General features: G+C 35.4%; 23 protein-coding genes and 1 riboswitch. Of the genes, 7 read left to right on the forward strand and 16 right to left on the reverse strand.

From position 1 onward, the window contains the following. Position 1 precedes the first annotated feature (1 nt). The 3 genes from AC1Q8M_RS23280 to AC1Q8M_RS23290 form a co-directional block, all read right to left on the reverse strand. Complete coding sequence (locus tag AC1Q8M_RS23280; RefSeq protein WP_000688315.1) at positions 2-370, reverse strand: DUF423 domain-containing protein; 369 nt, start codon at positions 368-370, stop codon at positions 2-4. 64 nt (positions 371-434) lie between these two features. Then, complete coding sequence (locus tag AC1Q8M_RS23285) at positions 435-722, reverse strand: YwdI family protein (protein ID WP_001167346.1); 288 nt, start codon at positions 720-722, stop codon at positions 435-437. Between the two features lie 6 nt (positions 723-728). Further along, positions 729-1,721, reverse strand: a complete 993-nt coding sequence (locus AC1Q8M_RS23290; protein WP_141549525.1) for a potassium channel family protein — start codon at positions 1,719-1,721, stop codon at positions 729-731. A 95-nt stretch (positions 1,722-1,816) separates the two neighbouring features. Between AC1Q8M_RS23290 and AC1Q8M_RS23295 the strand changes: the two genes are divergently transcribed. The 3 genes from AC1Q8M_RS23295 to AC1Q8M_RS23305 all read left to right on the forward strand — a co-directional run bounded on the left by AC1Q8M_RS23295 (position 1,817) and on the right by AC1Q8M_RS23305 (position 4,653). After that, the gene (locus tag AC1Q8M_RS23295) at positions 1,817-3,100 is read left to right on the forward strand and encodes a purine/pyrimidine permease (RefSeq protein ID WP_141533055.1); all 1,284 of its coding nucleotides are present in this window, start codon (positions 1,817-1,819) and stop codon (positions 3,098-3,100) included. 228 nt (positions 3,101-3,328) lie between these two features. Next, positions 3,329-4,150, forward strand: coding sequence for a Cof-type HAD-IIB family hydrolase (locus AC1Q8M_RS23300; protein ID WP_000221387.1), 822 nt, complete (start codon positions 3,329-3,331; stop codon positions 4,148-4,150). A 209-nt stretch (positions 4,151-4,359) separates the two neighbouring features. Next, positions 4,360-4,653: a DUF3817 domain-containing protein gene (locus tag AC1Q8M_RS23305; RefSeq protein WP_000953396.1), complete on the forward strand. Its 294-nt coding sequence runs from the start codon at positions 4,360-4,362 to the stop codon at positions 4,651-4,653. 38 nt (positions 4,654-4,691) lie between these two features. Here AC1Q8M_RS23305 and AC1Q8M_RS23310 read toward each other — a convergent pair whose 3' ends face one another. From AC1Q8M_RS23310 to AC1Q8M_RS23330, 5 genes are read right to left on the reverse strand one after another with little or no spacing between them, the layout of a single operon-like run. Continuing rightward, positions 4,692-5,369, reverse strand: coding sequence for a uracil-DNA glycosylase (locus tag AC1Q8M_RS23310; RefSeq protein ID WP_000432541.1), 678 nt, complete (start codon positions 5,367-5,369; stop codon positions 4,692-4,694). Between the two features lie 19 nt (positions 5,370-5,388). Beyond that, entirely contained in the window at positions 5,389-6,381 is a 993-nt protein-coding gene (locus AC1Q8M_RS23315) for a DUF2705 family protein (protein ID WP_098855736.1), read from the reverse strand. Beyond that, on the reverse strand, positions 6,374-7,291 hold the full coding sequence (locus AC1Q8M_RS23320) for an ABC transporter ATP-binding protein (protein ID WP_000207730.1): 918 nt from the start codon (positions 7,289-7,291) through the stop codon (positions 6,374-6,376). Before AC1Q8M_RS23320 ends, AC1Q8M_RS23315 begins: the two co-directional genes overlap by 8 nt. Beyond that, a complete protein-coding gene (locus AC1Q8M_RS23325; protein ID WP_141532521.1) occupies positions 7,288-8,169 on the reverse strand; it encodes an SGNH/GDSL hydrolase family protein in 882 nt (293 codons plus the stop codon). Before AC1Q8M_RS23325 ends, AC1Q8M_RS23320 begins: the two co-directional genes overlap by 4 nt. 10 nt (positions 8,170-8,179) lie before the next feature. Then, positions 8,180-9,157: a LacI family DNA-binding transcriptional regulator gene (locus AC1Q8M_RS23330; protein ID WP_098360960.1), complete on the reverse strand. Its 978-nt coding sequence runs from the start codon at positions 9,155-9,157 to the stop codon at positions 8,180-8,182. Between the two features lie 97 nt (positions 9,158-9,254). Between AC1Q8M_RS23330 and AC1Q8M_RS23335 the strand changes: the two genes are divergently transcribed. Next, on the forward strand, positions 9,255-9,881 hold the full coding sequence (locus AC1Q8M_RS23335) for a YczE/YyaS/YitT family protein (RefSeq protein ID WP_000943411.1): 627 nt from the start codon (positions 9,255-9,257) through the stop codon (positions 9,879-9,881). Positions 9,882-9,911: 30 nt separating this feature from the next. On the opposite strand, the gene AC1Q8M_RS23340 is transcribed toward AC1Q8M_RS23335, so the two are convergent. The 3 genes from AC1Q8M_RS23340 to AC1Q8M_RS23350 form a co-directional block, all read right to left on the reverse strand. Then, positions 9,912-11,207 (reverse strand): homoserine dehydrogenase, encoded by a 1,296-nt coding sequence (locus AC1Q8M_RS23340; RefSeq protein ID WP_098365852.1) that lies wholly within the window; start codon positions 11,205-11,207, stop codon positions 9,912-9,914. A 141-nt stretch (positions 11,208-11,348) separates the two neighbouring features. Beyond that, positions 11,349-12,254: a homoserine O-acetyltransferase MetA gene (gene metA, locus AC1Q8M_RS23345; protein ID WP_098360962.1), complete on the reverse strand. Its 906-nt coding sequence runs from the start codon at positions 12,252-12,254 to the stop codon at positions 11,349-11,351. Then, positions 12,238-13,536, reverse strand: a complete 1,299-nt coding sequence (locus AC1Q8M_RS23350) for a bifunctional O-acetylhomoserine aminocarboxypropyltransferase/cysteine synthase (protein WP_098365851.1) — start codon at positions 13,534-13,536, stop codon at positions 12,238-12,240. The genes metA and AC1Q8M_RS23350 overlap by 17 nt, the downstream gene beginning before the upstream one ends. Before the next feature lie 92 nt (positions 13,537-13,628). Continuing rightward, positions 13,629-13,733: riboswitch (SAM riboswitch) on the reverse strand. A 320-nt stretch (positions 13,734-14,053) separates the two neighbouring features. Between AC1Q8M_RS23350 and AC1Q8M_RS23355 the strand changes: the two genes are divergently transcribed. Beyond that, complete coding sequence (locus tag AC1Q8M_RS23355; RefSeq protein ID WP_098360963.1) at positions 14,054-15,283, forward strand: chloride channel protein; 1,230 nt, start codon at positions 14,054-14,056, stop codon at positions 15,281-15,283. Positions 15,284-15,328: 45 nt separating this feature from the next. On the opposite strand, the gene AC1Q8M_RS23360 is transcribed toward AC1Q8M_RS23355, so the two are convergent. Further along, positions 15,329-16,024 carry a YjjG family noncanonical pyrimidine nucleotidase gene (locus tag AC1Q8M_RS23360; RefSeq protein WP_000760188.1) on the reverse strand — a complete coding sequence of 232 codons (696 nt, stop codon included), beginning with the start codon at positions 16,022-16,024 and terminating at the stop codon, positions 15,329-15,331. A 107-nt stretch (positions 16,025-16,131) separates the two neighbouring features. Here AC1Q8M_RS23360 and AC1Q8M_RS23365 point away from each other — a divergent pair, with 107 nt between their 5' ends. Continuing rightward, positions 16,132-16,803 carry a transcriptional regulator YeiL gene (locus AC1Q8M_RS23365; protein WP_000703310.1) on the forward strand — a complete coding sequence of 224 codons (672 nt, stop codon included), beginning with the start codon at positions 16,132-16,134 and terminating at the stop codon, positions 16,801-16,803. Positions 16,804-16,865: 62 nt separating this feature from the next. On the opposite strand, the gene AC1Q8M_RS23370 is transcribed toward AC1Q8M_RS23365, so the two are convergent. The 3 genes from AC1Q8M_RS23370 to AC1Q8M_RS23380 form a co-directional block, all read right to left on the reverse strand. Then, positions 16,866-17,492: an FMN-dependent NADH-azoreductase gene (locus tag AC1Q8M_RS23370; RefSeq protein WP_098365850.1), complete on the reverse strand. Its 627-nt coding sequence runs from the start codon at positions 17,490-17,492 to the stop codon at positions 16,866-16,868. A gap of 191 nt (positions 17,493-17,683) precedes the next feature. After that, positions 17,684-18,331: a response regulator gene (locus tag AC1Q8M_RS23375; protein WP_000695797.1), complete on the reverse strand. Its 648-nt coding sequence runs from the start codon at positions 18,329-18,331 to the stop codon at positions 17,684-17,686. Positions 18,332-18,351: 20 nt separating this feature from the next. Beyond that, positions 18,352-19,923 carry a GAF domain-containing sensor histidine kinase gene (locus tag AC1Q8M_RS23380; protein WP_058840338.1) on the reverse strand — a complete coding sequence of 524 codons (1,572 nt, stop codon included), beginning with the start codon at positions 19,921-19,923 and terminating at the stop codon, positions 18,352-18,354. A gap of 134 nt (positions 19,924-20,057) precedes the next feature. Between AC1Q8M_RS23380 and pdxK the strand changes: the two genes are divergently transcribed. After that, positions 20,058-20,882, forward strand: coding sequence for a pyridoxine/pyridoxal/pyridoxamine kinase (gene pdxK, locus AC1Q8M_RS23385; protein WP_000174252.1), 825 nt, complete (start codon positions 20,058-20,060; stop codon positions 20,880-20,882). A gap of 86 nt (positions 20,883-20,968) precedes the next feature. On the opposite strand, the gene AC1Q8M_RS23390 is transcribed toward pdxK, so the two are convergent. Next, complete coding sequence (locus tag AC1Q8M_RS23390; protein WP_098365849.1) at positions 20,969-22,024, reverse strand: GGDEF domain-containing protein; 1,056 nt, start codon at positions 22,022-22,024, stop codon at positions 20,969-20,971. Positions 22,025-22,077 lie beyond the last annotated feature (53 nt).

The following is a 22,077-nucleotide window of genomic DNA, read 5'->3' on the forward strand; positions in this document are numbered from 1 at the left end:
TTTATAATCCTTTTACAACTGCAGTCCCTACTAGAATCCACGCCACAATAAACGCTACACCACCAAGAGGTGTAATTGGGCCAAAGAACTTAATGCCTGTCGTACTTAATGCATACAAACTACCTGAGAACATAATAATCCCAGCTACCATTAGCCAACCAGCAGTAGTTAAAAGTGATGATTGAACCTTATCCATCAATAAAGCAACTACGAATAATCCACCTGCATGAAACATCTGATATGTAACGCCTGTTTTCCAAACTTCTAACATTTTCGCAGAAATTTTATTTTCTAAACCGTGTGCTCCAAAGGCCCCTAACGCAACAGATAGCCCCGCTGCAATACAACCTAGTAAAAAGAAAATTTTCATCTTAATTCCCCTTTTTTACCTTTATCATAAGCAATTTTTTCATATAAGCCAAACGATTTAATTCTTAAAAATCAAATAAAGAATTACCATTTGCACCTTCTTCTTTTATATACACAGGTTCTCCAGAAACTGGTATAACTGGTTGAACTGTTGTTATAGGCTGTGATCCAATTACTTGCGATTGAATTTGCGGCTCCCTATACGTAGAAGATTCAACCTGTTCATCTAATAGTAAATCGCATAAAGCACGCACAACTAATAAATGTTCTTTTGACTTTTGTCCTTCGCTACTTTTTGCCTTCGCAATTTCATTCGCCATTTTATTTAAAATCTTGTCACTAGATATTTGCATTCCTTATCACCTCGTACTTTGTAATTCTTTCTCAAATTGTCCCAGTTTCTCTACTGAACCAAATACTATTATCATATCATGTTCTTGTAGTTTTTCCTGCCCTGTTGGATTATGTATAATATTACCATTTCTTAAAATCGCTAATATCGTTACATCAAACTGATTCCTTACATTACTCTCTAGTAACGATTTACCGACTAGTATTGAATCTTTGCCAACTAGAATTTCTTCAATGACAAATGACTGTTCTACTCCATACAACACTGTATCAATATAATGAACGGTTAATGGATTTGCAATACCTTTTGCTATATGAATACCTGCCATACTAGATGGATTAATAACCTTATTTGCACCAGCACGCCTTAATTTCTCTTCAGTTTCTGGCTTTTCAGATCTCGCCACAATTTTAATTGTATCGTTTAATCCTCTTGCTGTTAATGTAATAAATACATTTTCGGCATCATTTGCAACAATAGCAACTAAACCAGCTGCTTTTAAAATTCCGGCATTATGTAATACTTGATCTTCCGTTGCATCTCCATGTACAAATAAAAGCTTTTCCTGCTCCAATATACTTTCATCTTTATCAACAACGACAAATGGAATGTTCTTTTCTTGCAATTCATGTACAACTTGAAGCCCCACTCTACCGCAACCACATACTATAATATGATTTTTCAACTGCGCTATTTGTTTATTCATCTTCTTCCTCCGTACTGCATGAAATAAATTCCCTTCAATAATCATAGCTGCCACTACCCCAATTGCATACGTAACAATACCTACACCAACAGGAATAATAAGGAGCGCAAATACTTTCCCTGCTTGCGTTACAGGAACAGCATCTCCGTATCCAACAGTCAATACAGTAATCATCGTCATCCAAAATGCTTGAAACAAACTAATCTCTTCAATTGTCATAAATCCTATCGTTCCTAGAATTACAACAAAAGTCATACATATAACTGCTATCCATAATTGCTTACGTGCATTCATACCGTGTTTCAACTCTTTTCTCTATCTACAATCTTTGCCAGTGGAAATAAAATACGTATATACTAGATACGGAATCTATGAAAGAGGTTGATATAATGAAGACATTTCTTTCCGCCTTACAATGGGCACTATTTATTTTAGCTGGAAGCCTTATTGTACCAATTAGTGTCGCAACTAGTTATGGTCTTGATGGCGCTGAAGCCATTGCATTCGTACAAAGAACATTATTTGTTCTAGGCTTTGCTGGTCTCTTGCAAGCTATATTTGGGCATAAACTTCCTATTCAAGAAGGCCCTGCTGGCCTTTGGTGGGGAATTTTCTCCCTTTACGCAAGTTTAGGCGTCGTATTATTTGGATCAAGCAATGAGACACTTAAAGTTCTTCAATATGCTTTCTTATTAAGCGGTATTATTTGTATTATTCTTAGCGTTTTTGGACTTATTGATAAACTCGTTCGCTATTTTACACCGACAGTCATTGGAACGTATTTATTTCTTCTTGTCGCGCAACTCAGTGGCTCCTTCTTAAAGGGAATGTTTGGCCTTGATGGAAAACATACAGAAGTACAACCTAACGTATTTATTCTTTCACTCATTGTTATTTTACTATCCTTTTTCATCATGAAGCTACCTATTATTGGACAATATTCCGTTCTTTTCAGTATCATATGCGGCTGGATATTATTCGCATGCTTCGGATTATCTAATCCAATAACACCAGTGACAGACATAATCCGTTTTCCGTCCTTATTTGTTTTCGGCATGCCTCGTGTTGAATGGAATATGGTAATTACGGTCATATTTGTTACACTCTTACTTCTAACAAATATGTTAGCAAGTATTCGCGTTGTACAAAAGGTTATCTCTAAATATGAAGAAAATGCTGCATCAGATCGTTTTAAACAAGCCGGCATTATAACAGGAATCAACCAATTGCTAGGTGGCCTGTTTTCAGCTATTGGGCCTGTCGCTATTTCTGGATCAGCAGGTTTTATTGCAACGACTAATATTTATAAACGTCTCCCTTTTATATTAGGGTCAAGCTTTATTATTGTCGTTAGTATATTCCCAAAGATTACTTCCTTCTTTGCAGCAATCCCTGTTGCAGTTGGTTATGCCGCTATTTATCCTGTATTCGCAAGCATGATTGGCCTCGCCTTTCGAGAATACGAAACTGTCCAGGATAAAGAACAATTATTTAAAGTAGCCGGTCTTTCAATCTTCACAGGAGTCGGAGTTATGTTTGTTCCAGCAGGAGCATATTCCACACTTCCACCATTTCTAGCATCGTTTTTAAGTAACGGTCTCGTTCTTGGATCTGTAATGGCCATTTTGCTAGAAATACTATTTTCTCGTTCCACAGCAAAACAAATATCGTAAATTGGAAAACTTCCATTATTGCACTCTACCTTTAGAGTTGTTACGATAAAATCAAACTTGAATCATTGGGGTTTTATCCATCCCCAATGATTATTAACCGATATTATGAGCAACACACTCATAATGATTTATCTACTTCTTTTCAAAGAGGTTTGATGTCTTACTATTATTCCTCAACATCTTCATGAACATGTATTTTGATTTCAATTAAAGAAAGGAATTTTCTATATGACTTATAAAATGATTGTTTTAGATTTAGATGATACTTTATTACGTGATGACCATACTATTTCACCTCGTACGAAAGAAGCGTTAATGACTGCACAAGAGCAAGGGGTAAAGGTTGTACTTGCTTCTGGACGTCCAACGTTTGGTATGCGCAATGTAGCCAAAGAACTTCGCTTAGAAGAATACGGCAGTTTCATTCTATCTTTTAATGGCGCAAAAATTATTAACTGTAAAACAAACGAAGAAATCTTTAGTAGTACACTATCTCCTGAAATCGTTCACAACCTATTTGAAATTAGTAAAACTGAAGATGTATGGATTCATACTTATATGGGCGATGATATCGTAACGGAAGAAAATAATCCTTATACTGAAATTGAGGGCGATATTACTGGTATGCCAATTGTTGTAGTAGATGACTTTAAAGCCGCAGTTAAAGAGCCTGTAGTAAAAGTATTAATGAATAAAGAAGCTGAACGCCTTGTTGAAGTTGAAAAGAAACTTCAACAACAACTAGAAGGCCAATTAAGCGTGATGCGTTCGAAACCATTCTTCTTAGAATTTACTGAAGCCGGTGTTACAAAAGGAACGAGCTTAAACAAACTGATTCAAAAGCTTGGCATTAAGCGTGAAGAAGTTATCGCAATGGGCGATAGCTATAACGACCAAGCAATGATTGAATTTGCTGGTCTTGGTGTTGCAATGGGCAATGCACCTGATGATATTAAAGAAATTGCAAACTACGTAACAGATACAAATATGAATGATGGTGTCGCAAAAGTTGTAGAGAAATTCGTTTTAAAAACGGATGTACTTGTTTAATATTTTCATTCACAAAACCTATTTGAAGTCAAATACTTCAAATAGGTTTTTATTTAAATTCTCATGCTTTTGTGACTATATTTTGAACTTTGCACTATTCTCGTAGTGTAAACTTTCTTTTTGTATATAATGAAACAAAATAGACTATTTTATTTTGAAAAAGAATACAAATTTACTATATACAAGCATACGTTAAAGGAGGCTACTTTATGTTATCTACACCAATCGGACGATTAAGAGCAATTGGACTAGTTGAGGGTATTTCTTTCCTATTACTATTATTTGTAGCAATGCCATTGAAATATTTCGCAGGATTTGCAACAGCTGTTAAAATTACAGGCATGGCTCATGGTGTTCTGTTTATTCTATTCATCTTTGCAGTAATTCAAGTAACAATCGTACACCGTAAATCAATTTTATGGGCACTTGGAGCATTTGTTTCATCAGTTATCCCATTTGGTACTTTTGTACTAGATGCAAAATTAAAGAACGAACAACAATAATAAAAAGGTAGTTAACGACTGTTAACTACCTTTTCTATTTATAAATTTGGAATTTCCCAATCAATTTCTCTTTCTCCCATATTAGCTAAAATCGTATTTACTTTAGAGTATGGCTTACTACCAAAGAAACCACGTCTTGCCGATAATGGGCTTGGATGTACAGATTCGATAATATGATGATTCGGATTCGTAATTAACTTCTTCTTCGCCTGCGCATGGCGCCCCCACAATATGAAAACAACTGGCTTTGCACGTTCGTTCAACAGTTCAATCACACGATCTGTGAAGTGCTCCCATCCTTTTCCCTTATGAGAATTTGCTTCGCCTTGACGAACTGTTAATACGGTATTTAGTAGTAATACTCCTTGTTCCGCCCATTTTACTAAATAACCGTTATTCGGGATTTCATAACCATATTCATCTCGAAGTTCTTTATACATATTTAACAATGATGGTGGTGTTTTAACATCAGGTTGTACAGAAAAACTTAAACCATGCGCTTGATTCGGTCCATGATATGGATCTTGTCCTAAAATAACAACCTTTGTATTTTCATAACTTGTATACTGAAGAGCGTTAAAAATATCTTCTACCTTCGGATAAACAACATGCGTGCTGTACTCTTCTGTCAAAAAACTGGATAGAGTACGATAATACTCTTTCTCAAATTCTGGTGCCAATAATGGTCCCCAATCATTCTTTAAAACATTTTCCATACTGTCACTTCCTGTCTAATTAATTCAACATATCCTGTTTTATAAATACTAAGAACGAAATAATAAGGGAAACAACTGCCCAAACAGTTAAATTCATCAAAGAAAATCCCATTGATAAGCCTTGTAATGCAGGTAATTTTCCTGATAAATAATCCGTTAATGATAAATTCACGCTAAAAATATATTTCGCACCTTCCCAAGATGTTGCGAATGAGCTTAAGATACCGCCTGCAATTAATGCAGCTAGCATAACGCCCATACCAGCTGGTGTATTACGAATTAAAACAGAGACCATAAATGATATAGTTCCGACAACGATAGCAACAAACCAGGCTAGTCCATACGCCATTAAGATGTATTGCCACTGCGGAATAAGATGCACAAAGTTCGTATTTAACGTTTCCTTATCAATGACGAATCCTGTTAAAACAGGTAAATTCCATCCCGAGTATCCAAATACAAGCCCTGATAATATGTAAGCAAACAAACCTACAAGAAACAGTATGAGCGAAATGAAAAATAATATCGTCACGTATTTACTAAGGAGTATTTTCCAGCGCCGAATCGGCCGCGTAAGTAACATCTTCATTGTCCCATCACTTCGTTCTCCTGAAACGATATCAATAGCGACAATCATTACGAGAAGCGGAATAAACAATGTAATTCCTTGTTCAATAAATGCTCTGACAAAAGTCGGTGCACCCGGTGCCATCGGGTTAATATCATGATCTAAATAATATTGTTGTTGCTCAACTCTTACCTTTAACCAATCACGCCATTCTTCTGGCAACCTAGAATTGTTCAACCGGTTCTGAGAATCAACAATTTGCTGTTGCAATGAAACCTTCCAATCAGTTGTACCGAGTCTTTTTTGTGTCGTTTCTATTTCACGATACTGCGCGTACACAAAAAGCGGGATCAAGATTGCTAAAATAAGCATGACAACAAAAATACGTTTCTTACGGTAAATCTTTTCTGATTCATTTAAAACTAGATTCGCAAATTCACGCATGCTGCTCACCCCTTGTGAGTTCAATAAATAAATCTTCTAGCGTAAATACAAGCTCCTTAACGCTATGTACATCTATTTCATTTTCTACAAATTTTTTATTCCAACTACTTATAGATGCAATATCCATGCGGCATAGTAATCGCTCGCCTTTTACACTCACTTCTCTTATTTCCTCGGCCGCTTCTAGCATATCTTTCGCCTTAGAAATTGGTGTAACAATCCATTCTACACGATCACTTGCTGTTTTAATTAATTCTTCAACCTTGGCAACTGTTATCATCTTTCCTTTATGAATAATAGCAACGCGATCGCATATCATTTGCACTTCACTTAGCAAGTGACTTGAAATAAACACGCTCATATTTTCTTCTTTCACAAGCTTATGTATAAATTCCCTAAGTTCTCTAATCCCTGCTGGATCTAAACCATTCGTTGGCTCATCTAATATAAGCAATTTAGGATTCCCAAGGAGCGCCTGTGCAATTCCAAGGCGTTGTTTCATACCAAGTGAGTACGTTTTTACCTTGTCATGAATTCTTTCATCTAAATGAACCATTTCAGCAATTTCAATAATACGTTCATCTGATATATCACCTAACATACGAGCAAATTGCTTTAAATTTTCCCATCCTGTTAAATATGTATACAACTCTGGGTTTTCAACGATACTCCCAATTTGACGCATCGCTTCTCTGAAATTTTCCTTAATCGAATAACCACCGATAGAAATCTTACCTTCTGTCGCCTTAATCAATCCGACTAACATTCGAATAGTAGTCGTCTTTCCAGCACCGTTTGGTCCTAGGAACCCGAACACTTCTCCTTGCTTTACATCAAAGGAAATATTCTCTACAAGAGTCTTGTTTCCAATTACCTTCTTCAAGTCTCGTACGGAAAGTATCGTCGTCATTTTACCCCTCCTTGTTCTAGTTTTAATTTACTTACAACATTTTGAACTAAACGTTCTGCCATATACGTATAACCTACTTCATTCGGATGAAAATGATCAGAGTATAATAAATCTTTCCCGCGGTTTTGGAATAAATCAAATGTCGGTGTAATATACACATTTTTATCGTTTAGCGCTAACTTCTCTAAAGATGCATTCCAGTCCACAACAATGTTTGAAGACCCTTTTAAATCTTCTACATCTTCAAAAGGATTGTATAAACCAAGCCAAAAAATCGGACTATCTGTATTTAATTTACGAATTTCTTCTATAATTTTCTTTGCTTCATTTTGAAACGTTTCTGTGTCAGGACGATACGTCTCTAAATCTATTTTCCCAAGCGATTCCCAGCCTGGGAACAAATCATTCCCACCAATCGTTAACACGATTACATCTGCTTTCTTAATTGAATATTGAGCGCCACTACTTTCAATTTGTTTTAATAAATCGGGCATTTTTGCACCACTAACTGCTAAATTTGTTAATGCAATTTTTTGCTTATAATCTTTTTGTAAATCCTCTTTCATTCGCCCAACATAGCCAATTCCTTCTTTATCACCAACGCCACGCGTTAATGAATCACCTAAACTAACGATTTGTAACGTTCCCGTTTTCTTTTTCTCTTTTGCCACTACATCGGTCTTTTTAATTAAATTTGAAGCTTTCGGATTTAATACATCATTTACACCTGAAACAAAGCCATATGCAAATAAACAGAAAGATGCAATTGTAATGAGTAGAATTACTTTTACTACTTTTGATCTCATATCAAAACCCCTTTTAGCCCTCATAGATTGTCCATAATTATACCAAACGAAATTTTGAAAAGCGATTTTCACACCTTCTCAATTATGTCGTTTCTCTATCTACTAACTCTGGTAATAACTCTATATGCTTCACATCTAATTTCTCTTCATTAATCTTTTCATATAATAATTCAAACGCTTTCACTCCAACGTTTTTACTAGAATGCGAAATCGTCGTTATACCCAATATATCTGCCACCTCTTGATCATCACACCCGATAATCGTAATATCCTCTGGAATACGAACTCCTTGTTTTTTTGCTTCTGTAACCATCCCCGCTGCAATATGGTTACAAGATACAAGGAACGCCGTCGGTTTTACTGACATATGAGCCCATTCTCTAATTACATTGCGTCCATCTTCCACTGTAAAACATCCCTCAAATTTCCAGGTCTCTAACGATGTTACGATACTCTGTTGAAGCGAATCTTCGTACGCCTTCTTTCGTCTTTGGCTATTAACGCTATTACTTCTTCCAATACAATATCCAATACGTGTATGACCGGCATCTATTAAGCTTTTCATCCCACGTGAAAATACTTTGTAGTAATCGATATGGACACTTGAAATATACTTCGAATCTATTTCTTCACACATAACAATTGGGCCGAATTTCGTATATTTTTCAAGCTTCTCCTTACTATTTGTCCGAGAACAAATAATAACCCCATCAAGCTTTTTCATTTTTAACATATTTAAAATTTCTAGTTCTCTTTCTTCGCTATAATTTGTCTGGCAAAGCATCATATTATAATTATTCTTTGCTGTTTCTTTTGATATCCCCTCGATAATAGCACTATAATATTGATCATTTACGTGTGGCAATAAAACGCCAATTACATTCGTTTTTCCTTTCACTAAATGAATTGCATTCACGTTTTGCGTGTAATTTAATTCTTCTATAATTGCTAAAATTTCTTTTCGTTTCTGTTCATTTACGTACGGATGATTATTTAGTACACGTGAAACAGTTGAAACAGATACTCCAGCAAGTTCAGCAATCTTTCTTATATTTGTCATCTCATTTTCCCCTTCTCACAAAAATTCTCCCTTGACCTGGTAAGCTTTCCACAATATATCCTTTCCTAGCAAATACATTTAGAAAGGATATACAACTATGCTTCGATTCAAATTAGAATATATATTTTTCATTGGCGGTTTACTCATTCTTGCCATCGGTATTAATATGATGACAACAATTACTTCCTTTGGACTTAGTCCTTATGATTCCTTCTTTATTGCACTATATCAAAATTTTGGGATAAGTATTGGTTTTTGGATTTTCATGATTAACTTTGCCTTTACACTTATCGTACTCTTTTGGAATAAAAAACAAATTACAATCGGTACAATTGTAACGATGGTTCTTATTTCTCTTTTTGTTGATTGGATTGGTTCCATTACAACTATTATGGACGCTATCCGCTCTCTTCCAAAATATATAACACTTATTTGCGGAAATCTATTCGTTGGAGCTGGAATTGGTCTTTACGTCTCTACAAACCTTTGCGCAGCGCCTCAAGAAGCTTTCGTTTTAACGGTTGCTGAAAAGAAAAAATGGACGTTTAGAAGAACAGAGATTTCATTAGCCTTTTTATTTTTAACGTTAAGCTTTTTATTAGATGGACCTATCTATTTTGGAACAATCATCTTATCCTTTACAACAGGCTGGATTATCCAAGCATTTATTCAAGTTGGTACGCAGATTTTAAATAGAAAAGAGCCTATTAAGCAAGCTGCTTAATAGGCTCTTTCTGTTTTATGGTAAGAGATACTACTTAGCATCCCCTTCAATTCGATAGTTCGCTTTCAAACAATCGATTTCTTCATACCCTTGCAACGTATGTAGAATATAATCATAATCAGCAAGAGACGCACGATGCGTTACAATTACAATTTCAGCCTTTCCTTTCTCTTCAAGCGGCATTTGAATAATCTTTTCAAAGCTAACGCCACGCTCAGAGAACAGTGAAGTAATTTTTGCAAATACACCAATTTCGTCTTTTACATGAAGTCTTAAAAACTTTTTCACGACAATTTCGTCTGGATCTTTTAATACTTTTTGATATTGTGGGACTACTGCACTATTTCCTGTTACCCCTAATCTAATATTTTGCATTACAGCAACTAAATCTGAAACAACAGCTGTCGCTGTCGGTAAACTTCCTGCGCCTGGTCCATAAAACATCGTTTCTCCAACTGCTTCACCGTACACATACACAGCGTTATATTCATTTTGTACTGCCGCAAGAGGATGTGTATTTGGAAGTAAAGTTGGTTCAACTGTAACCTCCAATTTTTCACCATCTCGTTTTGCAAGACCGATTAATTTAATTGTATAACCTAAGCTCTTACTGTATTCAATATCTTCCTCTGTAATAGAGGTAATCCCTTTTACTTTCACATCTCCAAGCTCTACATTTGTAGAGAAACCGAGAGTAGCTAAAATCGTCATTTTTCTTGCTGCATCTAAACCTTCTACGTCTGATGTTGGATCTGCTTCTGCAAATCCAAGTTGTTGGGCTTCTTTTAACACGTCGTTATATGCTCTCCCTTCGTCTGACATTTTCGTCAAAATAAAATTTGTCGTTCCATTTACAATTCCCATTACTTTCGTAATAAGATCTGAAGAAAGTCCTTCTACGATACTGCGTAAAATTGGAATTCCTCCTGCCACACTCGCCTCATAGAATAAATCAGCCTTATTATCTTTTGCTGTCGCTAATAATTCAGCTCCATGTAATGCCATTAAGTCTTTATTTGCAGTTACAACATGCTTTCCGCTTTTTAAAGCTTGTAAAATATATGATTTTGCATCATCAATGCCACCCATCACTTCGATGACAACATCAATATTTGGATTATCTAAAATTTCATTTGCATCTCGTGTTAATAGAGTAGAAGGTACCTCTACCTCTCTCTCTTTCTCAATGTTTTGCACTAATACTTTCGTTACCTTAACTGGACAACCTACTTGGTGTATGAGTCGTTCTTGATGATCCGTAATAATACGAACCACACCACTGCCAACTGTCCCAAGACCTAATAACCCAACTTGAATTTCTTTCATAGTACTGTCCACCCCTCAAAAATTGTGTTTAGATGAAATTATATGAGTAAAAAATCTGAAAAACAATGTATTTTGAACATTCGGAAAAATATAAGTTAATCTTTACAAGGAAAACGTTGCCACGTGTTACACAATCTTTCTTTACAATATATAAGGGGTTTCTTGATACACGTAATAATTCAACCAATTAGAAAACAATAAATTACCATGACTCCTCCACCTAACAAGCGGCTTTTCATCTGGATTATTATGTTTAAAATAGTTTTTTGGCACATCAATATTTAATCCCTTGTCACGATCTCGTTCGTATTCTTGTTTTAACGTCTCACAACTATATTCGCTATGTCCAAGGGCAAAAACTTGCCTTCCTTCTGGTCCAATAACAAGGTGAATACCTGCTTCTTCAGAGTTTGCTAACAATGTTAATTCTTTCACTTCTCTAATATCATTCTCTCGTACTTCTGTATGACGAGAATGCGGAGCAAAAAACAATTCATCAAATCCTTGTAACAATTTCACATGTTGCTCGCAAACCTCATGTTCAAATACACCGAACATTTTTTCCTTAAGGGGATACTTTGGAACACCATAATGATAGTACAAACCAGCCTGTGCCCCCCAGCAAATATGGAGCGTAGATGTTACATTCGTTTTTGAATACTCCATAATACGTTTAAGCTCTTCCCAATAATCTACTTCTTCAAAAGAAAGAGTTTCAACTGGTGCTCCTGTAATAATGAGCCCATCAAATTTTTCATTTTCAATATCACGAAACGTTTTATAAAAGCTCGTTAAATGGTTCTGCGCTACATTACGAGACAGATGTGATTCCATATGAAGTAAATGAACATCTAATTGCAACGGTGTGTTTCCAATTAAGCGAAGTAATTGTGCCTCTGTATCTTGCTTCGTTGGCATTAAATTTAATATAGCAATTTTCAAAGCGCGTATATCTTGTGTTTCTGCTCGCTCCTTCGTCATTACAAAAATATTTTCTTTTTGCAACACTTTGCGAGCCGGTAAATCTTTATCAATTATGATCGGCATGTGTTTTGCCTCCAACTAGAGCTGCTTCCAAATCTGCAATAATATCAGAAACATCTTCTATACCAACCGATAAACGAATTAAATCAGATGTAACACCAGCTAAACGCTGATCTTCAGCATTTAATTGTCTATGCGTCGTACTAGCGGGATGTATAACGCAAGTTCGTGCATCAGCTACGTGCGTTACAAGAGTTGCTAGTTTTACATTTGCGATAAATTCTTTTGCTGCTTCTAATCCCCCTTTAATACCAAATGTTAAAACCCCACTAGCACCTTTTTTCAAATACTTTTGTGCTAACGAGTAATTTTTATTACTATCTAATCCCGGATAATTCACCCATTCAATACGTTCATGATTAGCAAGCCACTTAGCAACTGCCAGAGCATTTTCGCTATGACGCTCCATTCGTAAATGCAAAGTCTCTAAGCCAATATTGCTAATATATGCATTGAATGGGCTCATACAATTTCCATAATCTCTTAATAGTTGAACACGTGCTTTCACAATATATGCTGCTGCACCAAAGTTTTGAACGTAACTTACACCGTGATAACTTGGATCTGGTTCAACAAGCTCAGGATATTTTCCATTTGTCCAATCAAAGTTTCCACCGTCAATTACAATACCGCCTAAAGAGCTCGCATGCCCATCGATATATTTAGTCGTAGAATGAACAATAATATTTGCCCCATATTCAAACGCTTGGCATAAATAAGGAGTTGCTAATGTATTATCAACGATAAAAGGTACCTCTAATTCTTTAGCGGCAGCTGAAAATTCTTTGAAATTTAAAACATTCATCGCTGGATTTCCTAATGATTCTGCATAGATAAGTTTCGTCTTATCGTTAGCAAGTGCCGTAATTTCATCTGCCGTTAAATTTGGATTAAAGAACGTAACATCAATGCCAAGCTTACGTAAACTCACCCCAAATAAATTAAACGTTCCCCCGTAAACAGTTGAAGAGCAAAGTAAATGATCCCCACTACTACAAATATTTAAAACTGCGAGCATAATAGCTGCTTGCCCAGAAGCCGTTGCAACAGCTCCTACACCGCCTTCTAAATCTGATAACTTCTGCTCAAATGCGGCTAGAGTAGGGTTTCCAATACGCGTATAAATATATCCTTCTGCCTCTAAGTTAAATAGAGCTGCTAAATCATCCGAAGTATCGTATTTATACGTTGTGCTTTGATAAAGTGGTAAAACACGTGGTTCACCATTCTTTGGCGTATAGCCACCTTGCACACAAATCGTTCCTTTTCCCCATGATTCTCCCATCTCTCATTCTCCTTTCTTTTATACAAAATAAAAAACTGCCCCTTTCCTGAAAACAAGAAAGGAGCAGTTTGAAAACACGCTCTAAAGGCTCTTTCTTATCTCTCAGGATTACTACCTGCAGGATTTGGCACAATTCCGTTATACGGCTGTTGCCAAGGTTTCATCGGGCCTGTCCCTCCACCTTTTCTTGATAAGACTATGCAATTACCGTTGATTTTATAGCAATAATTTCCTAATGTCAAACAGTTTTTCTGAATGTTCTAAAATAAATGTTAACAGTTTCATATAAAGCAACAAAAGAAATATATTCTAGTCTATTTCAAAAAAGACCTTTAAAAAACTCAAATCAGTCTATAAAATTAAATAAGTAATTTAACCTATAAATTCAAATTCTCTAAAATTCAGCCTATATGTTGAATAGGCGGTCCTCTCAAAAAGATACTATATATATTCAATCCATCTTCCACTAGTATATTTCACTTTTTCCCTACTGAGATTTACATAACGGAGGTATAACATGACAAATAAAAAAGATATGCAGTACATACTTGCTCTATATGGCATTCTTCTAGGATCTATAGTAGGAGCTACAGTCTGGTTATTTTTAGTCACAATAAATATTGGAATCCACTTTATTTGGAGATACTTGCCTGAAGTTCTCTCTTATCCCTCTTATTACACCCTTTGCGTAACAATAATTGGCGGGGTCCTCGTTGGTCTATCACAAAAATATTTCGGTATATATCCACGCCTTATGCCTGAAGTGATGACTGAATATAAAAAAACTGGTCGAATCGAATATCGCTTTGTCCATCAGGCTACTTTAACAGCGATTATTGTTTTAATTTTCGGAGCTAGTCTTGGTCCAGAAGCCGCACTAGTTGGAATTATAGGCGGACTGTGCACATGGGTAGGGGATCGCTTTAAATTTGCCTTAAAGGGTATGAATGAGCTAACCGAGATTGGAATTGGCGCTACTTTAAGTGTCATTTTTAACGCACCATTATTCGGTTATTTAGCACCGAATGAAAATGAGGGGGAACAAATTGCTGCTTTTTCTAAAGGAAAAAAGGCAATTGTATACTTAACTACTACTTTCGCAGGTTTTTCTGTTTATTTACTACTGAGTAAACTCGATAATCGTGGATCCTTTATTGTTGATTTCGGGGAAGGTGCACTTTCTTTCAATGAATGGATCGCATTTCTTCCACTTGCTAGTATCGGTGCTATAGTTGGTTTCTTTTATTTCAAGTTAGAATTCACATTAGAGAAGTTAATTCACCCTTTTAGGGAATACAAGCTGACACTCGGAATTATCGGTGGCATTTTATTAGGAATTGCAGGAACTTTTCTTCCGTACACATTATTTTCAGGGGAACATCAATTAAAAGAGTTAGTTGTTGAATGGAGCCATTTATCTTTTTGGATACTACTTCTTTCAGGGATTTTAAAGTTGTGTATTACTGCCGTTTGTTTGAACACAGGGTGGCGGGGTGGACATATATTCCCAATTATATTTTCCGGATCAAGTATTGGATACGCTATAGCATCTATTCTTCCTATAGATCCAGTAGCATCCGTTGCTATCGTAACGACAGCAATTTCGAGCTATGCGTTACGAAAGCCAATAGCTATAACATTACTATTACTTATGTTTTTCCCGCTTAATTTACTATTGCCAATGCTTGGTGCAGCTGCTATCGGGAATGCCTTTCCACTCCCAAAACATAACGAAAATACAAATTAACAAAAATAGACATTGGAGACGAAAGCTCCACTGTCTATTTTTTTATTACACATGCTGCTTTAATAACGCTTCTAACTCCTCAAAATTATGCACTTCATATGTCGGTATAATCCCACTATCATTTAACTTCCTTTCTGGATTAAACCAACAAGTATCAATTCCCGCTACATATCCACCTTTAATATCCGCGCTTAATGAATCCCCAATAATCAGCCCTTCTTCAGGTGCAAAGTTAGGAATCCGTTCAAAAACATAATCAAAATACTCTTTCATCGGCTTTTGAAAACCTGTATCTTCCGAAACAAAAACATCTTTAAACAATGAATGTAACCCTGCATTACGCAAACGTTTATCTTGCGTCTTAGAAACACCATTTGTCACTATATACAACTCATACTCCCCTTGAATTTGATTTATAAATTCAAACGCACCTTGCATGAGTTGATTTCCTTCTTCTAAGTAGTTACGGTAATTATTTTCGAATAATATTCCATCTACTTCTTCTCCATACTCTTTAAACAACAGAGAGAATCGTGTATTTACAACTTCATTGCGTGATAGTTCCCCTTTTTCAAAAGCATCCCAAAGACCTTTATTTATTTTTTTATAACGAGCCTCTATCTCGTCTGTTAAAGGGATTCCCTTCTCTTCAAAAAGCACCCGTAAAGCCACTTTTTCAGCCTTTTGGAAATCTAATAATGTATCATCTACATCAAATAGCAATGTTTTATATTTTTTCATAAACTCATCACACTCTCTTTTCTACAAAAACAAATTTACATAAATCGTATCATTCCTTCTTGTAAAGATAATAGGAGATATCTCATACTATAAATAGGGGTGAAAATATGAAAATCAGCAAAAATGAGGAAGAAATTTATCAATACATGCAAATCCATCAATTCCATACCCTATTTTCATTTCATGTCTTGCCATATGTAGAGCTACATTCTTTTCAAACGAAAGAGATGATATGTAGCGAAGGAAATACTCTCCCTTATCTCTATTACTTAATTTCTGGGAAGGCAAAAATATATATGAGTCATAAAAACGGGAAGGTTTCATTAATTAATTTTATTCAAGCACCATCTTTTATCGGGGAATTAGGATTAATAGGAGTAGAAAATATTACTAAGTCCGTTGAAGTACTAGAAGATTGTGTTTGTTTGGCACTTCCTCTTAAAGATTGTCAGCAACTTTTATTACAAGATGCAACGTTTTTACAGCACTTATGCAAATTTATTGGAGAAAAGACAATTACTCGCACTGAAAATTACGCAAAAAACTATAGTTATCCTTTTGAAAATCGATTAGCTGCTTTTATTTTATTAACAGAACAAAATAATTGTTATATAGAAAAGCATACTGAGGCCTCGGAATATTTAAATGTCAGCTACCGTCATCTTTTATATGTATTAAATCAGTTTTGCCAACAAAATTACTTAAAAAAAGACGGAAGAACCTATTACATACGAGATCGAATTCAATTAAAAAAACTTGCTGATGAACTAAAAATATAAAAAAAGCAGCATTAACGTTTACATGTTAATGCTGCTTTTTCGAGTGACGATTATAATTTTAATTAAAATTTACTTGCTACTTTAGCTGCTTCTTCAAGACCTGTAGCAATGATTTCTTCTGCTTTATCTGGGAATTGGTTATGTCCTTCAATAATTACTGTTTCCATGTTTGTTGCGCCGAAGAAGCCCATCATACTTGCTACATATTTAACAGCCATTTCTACCTCAGCTGCTGGACCTTCTGAATATACGCCGCCTCGTGCATTTAATAATGCAATCTTCTTATCACCGATTAGGCCAACTGGACCCTCTGGCGTGTATTTGAACGTTTTACCAGCACGGTTTAAATAATCAATATACGTGTGTAGCACTGCTGGAATCGTTAAGTTCCATAATGGGAAGCCGAAAACAACTTTATCAGCTTCTAGGAATTGATTTAAATACTTATCAGCAACTGCTACTGCTTTTGCCTCTTCTTCTGTTAAATCAAATCCTTTACCTGCCTTGAATGTACCATTGATCATGTCTACACCTACATATGGTAATTCTTCTTTATATAAATCCAGTTCTACTACTGTATCATTTGGGTGTGCTTCTTTATAGTTTGCTAAAAATGCCTCATATAATTTTACACTAACTGCTTGTTCCACTGGACGGTTGTTTGCTTTAACGAATAAAACTGTTGCCATTATTTCTTCCTCCTAATACTCACTCTTATGTTGTTATATGCTTTCAAAAAAGGTATCCCTTGTAATTGTTGTTTTGTTGCTTACAAACATATTTTATCTTTATATCAAGACAATTTCGTCCTCACATAGACGTATTTTTCCATAAAAAAAGTCCACCTTCTAAAGGCGAACTAAGTCTTACGACTTTTGTCTTATAAAATTCCATTTTTCACTGCATATAACGCCGCTTGCGTACGATCGGATAAATTTAATTTACTCAAAATGCTACTTACATGCGCCTTAACCGTCTTTTCTGTAATAACTAAAACAGATGCAATTTCCTTATTGCTCATCCCTTTTGCTAATAGTTGCAACACCTCATTTTCTCTCGCTGTTAGCACATCCACTTGAATAGAATGTTCTTCTTCCTTTTCTTCTACAGGTAATGTTTGAGAGAGAAGAGCATTTGCTATATCCGGATGTAATTGAATATTACCTTTATATGCACTTCGAATAGCCTCAACAAGCTGATCCGGTTCTACATCTTTTAAAATATACCCACTTGCTCCAGCCCTTAATGCAGGTAACACATGCGCCTGATCAGAAAAGCTAGTTAATACAATTACTTTCACATTTGGATACTCTTTTTTAATATATGCCGTCGCCTCAACACCATCCATTTCAGGCATATATAAATCCATTAATATAACATCAGGATTTGTTTCTCCTACTTTCACTAACGCTTCTTTCCCATTATTCGCTTCTCCAACTAACTCTAAATCTTCCTGTGTACTTAAGAAAAATGCTAATCCTTTTAAAACGACTGTATGATCATCAACTAACAATACTTTTATTTTCACAAACTTCCCTCATTTTCACATCATAATGGTACATTTACTTTTACGCTCGTTCGTTTATTACTACTTACAATTTTAATTGTTCCACCAACTAATTCTACTCTTTCACGCATCGTAGTCATACCTAGTGATTTCTTTTCTTTTATATTCTTTTCCACAAAGCCCTTTCCTTGATCAACTATTTCTAATGATACATTTTTCTCATTCACTGTAAAATAAATCGTCGCTTCTTTTACACCTGCATGCTTACTTACATTGTTCAGTGCTTCTTGGCCAATGCGCCATAAAGCTTCTTCTACTACACGAGGTAAATCACGAACACCCGTAACTTGCTCCCTAATTTTCAGTCCCAAATTTTCACCGTACTGCTTTAGAGCTGGCAATAATCCTTTTTCTAATCCTGCTGGACGAAGCTGCCAAATTAATGTCCTCATTTCTTTCAAAGCTCCTTGTGCAAGTTCACGCATCTCATGCAAAGATTGATCTACCTTTTCATTTTTACCTTTTAAAACTGCCTCGGCGCCTTTTGTCATGAAGGTTAATGAAAATAATTTTTGCGAAACAGAATCATGTAAATCTCTTGCTAATCGGTTTCTTTCTTCCATTCGTACAAGTTCACGGCGCTGCTCGTTTAACCTCAAATTCTCTATTATTAACGAAACATGGTTCGATAATGCTTGAATTACGTCTATTGTATTAGCATCAAACTCTCCATTATTCAGGCTAACACATAAAACACCAAATATATGGTTTTGAATATGTATTGGTGTAGCAATAACAGCTCGATTTAGATGTACATTATGTCCTATTTGATGTTTTATTAGAACTGGTTCATCTTGTTCTAACGCCCTCTTGGCCGCCTCTTTTATATCCTCTTTTAACTCTTCCTGAACGTAAGACGCTCGCAGAGATAATTCTTTTTCCTCCCTAATAAAAAGCGCTACTTGATTCCATTGAAATACTTCACCTACGTGATTTACCACTTTTTCAGGTAGTACATTAAACTTATGAATCGTTTTTAAATCTTGAATGAAACGCTCTAATTTCACATAATAATGTGCTCTTCTCTTTTCATTTTCATATAATTTTGTTCGCTTTAAAGCCGTACCAATTTGGAAGGCAACCGATTGGAGTAATACTAATTCTTCTTCTGAAAAATGTGTTTTACCCGGACTTGCAACATTTAACAACCCAAATTTTTCTCCCCCAGCTTTTAAAGGAACCGTAGCATGATGAAGAATGCCCTCCGTATCCCCCCAATTATATTCAATTGCATTATTAATTCTTTTACATTCAATAATATTAACGGCTCTCTCTAATTTTCCATCTACAAAACCTCGTAAACACCAACATTCACCTTCGCACATCGGGCGTTTATTTTCATATGTAAGTGCCTCTGGTAATTGGTAATCAATCAACTTCGTATACTTCCCATTTTCATCCGCAAGAAAAATCCATCCTGTCGTTAAACCTGTTACACTTAGTAATTTCTCTAGGACAGCTTGTAATACATGATATGTATCATTTGATGTATTTAATGTTTCTGCAATTTCTTTTAATATAACTAATTCATTTGTACGATTATCTCGAAACATACTCAGTCTCCTGCATACAAGATTTTAAATAGCTCTTAAAATAAATCATCTACTTTTCACTTTGTACTTATTCGTAACATTGATATAATGGTGAGAACATAGTTTTCATTATATCACTCGAGGGGGCTTTCATAATGACATTAAATAAAGCACTTACTATCGCTGGTTCTGACACAAGTGGCGGTGCTGGTATACAAGCAGATTTAAAAACATTCCAAGAACTGGGCGTATACGGAATGACATCTCTTACAACAATCGTAACGATGGATCCACATAACGGTTGGGCACATAACGTATTTCCAATCCCAGCTTCTACATTAAAACCACAATTAGAAACAACAATTGAAGGTGTTGGCGTAGACGCTTTAAAAACAGGTATGCTTGGATCAGTAGAAATTATTGAAATGGTTGCAGAAACAATCGAAAAGCACAATTTCAAAAATGTAGTAGTTGACCCTGTTATGGTATGTAAAGGTGCTGATGAAGCATTACATCCTGAAACTAATGATTGCTTACGTGACGTTCTTGTTCCAAAGGCATTAGTTGTAACACCAAACTTATTTGAAGCTTACCAATTAAGTGGCGTAAAGATTAATTCTCTTGAAGACATGAAAGAAGCAGCGAAAAAGATCCATGCTTTAGGTGCGAAATACGTCCTAATTAAAGGCGGTAGCAAACTTGGTACGGAAACTGCAATCGACGTCCTATATGATGGAGAAACATTCGACCTTCTAGAATCAGAAAAAATTGATACGACAAATACACACGGCGCAGGTTGCACATATTCTGCTGCAATTACAGCAGAACTTGCAAAAGGAAAACCTGTGAAAGAAGCAGTAAAAACTGCTAAAGAATTCATCACAGCTGCTATTCGTTACTCATTCAAAATTAACGAATACGTAGGTCCAACTCACCATGGTGCATATCGTAAATTTGTTGTATCAAAAGAACTTGTCTAATATATAAATAAAAAACACTCACAAAGTTCATACATTGCCTCTGTGAGTGTTTTTTATAAGCTTTATGTCTTCTGGTCATCTTATCTTTAAGATACAGAGCTGACCTTATTTCTACCATTTCGTTTCGAGTAGTATAACGCATCATCTGCCGCTTGAATAAATTGCTCCGGTGATTCTTCATATTCTGAAACCCCCACCGAAACTGTAATTTTTATTTTCGTTTCATCTAACAATTGAAATGAGTGACTTTCAACAGCTGTACGAATTTGCTCGCCCGTAAGAATTCCGTAAGCTAATCCCTTATTCGGTATCAAAAGTGCAAACTCCTCTCCACCCTTTCGAAAAGCCAAATCTGGAAATTGTGAAGTTTCTCGTAAAATACATCCTACTTGTTTTAGCACTTCGTCCCCTGCAGGATGCCCGTACGTATCATTTACATACTTAAAGTGGTCAATATCTATAAGTAGTAAACAAAACGAATCATTTTTCATGTTCTTATTACTAATATGACGATTCATCTCTAAATCAAACTGTCTTACGTTCCCTAAACCTGTCAATGCATCTATCGTTGCGTATTGTTTCATCTTTTGAAATAACTCATTGGATTGTAAAACATAGTTTGTACTTACGAATGTTATGTAACCTGTAGTAATACTTGAAATTAAATATAGTACAACTACAGATATATCATTAAATAATATATACATCGGTACTATCAAAATAGAAAGGCAGTATACGTGTAACCATACTAACTTTAACGTAATCGAAGTTTGTATTCTTGCAATAAAGATAACACCAATTCCACTTAGTAAAATTGTATAGCAAGCCAATTCGGAAGCTAAAGAGTACTCAGTAAAAATTAGCCGAGTAATTAAAATTATAGTAACTGTTATACTACTAGCTACCGGACCTCCAACTATAATTGCCAAAATAACGGCTAAATAACGTAAATCCAACATAATATCTTCAATGTGTACACCAAAATGCATTAACAGTACACCTAATATTCCAGTAAAAATACCGATTACACACTTCTGCAAAAAAGAGAATCCTTCTTTTAACGGCTTATCTCTTAAAAGCTGACCTCCAACAAAAATAAAGGAAATAATAATTGTTGTATTTACAAATAAGTCCCTTAACATAAAATAATCTCCCTACTTTTCCATCTATCCCCTTCCTCACTTTATTGTATACG

The sequence above is a fragment of the Bacillus sp. GW823-FHT06A10 genome (genome assembly GCF_058795375.1).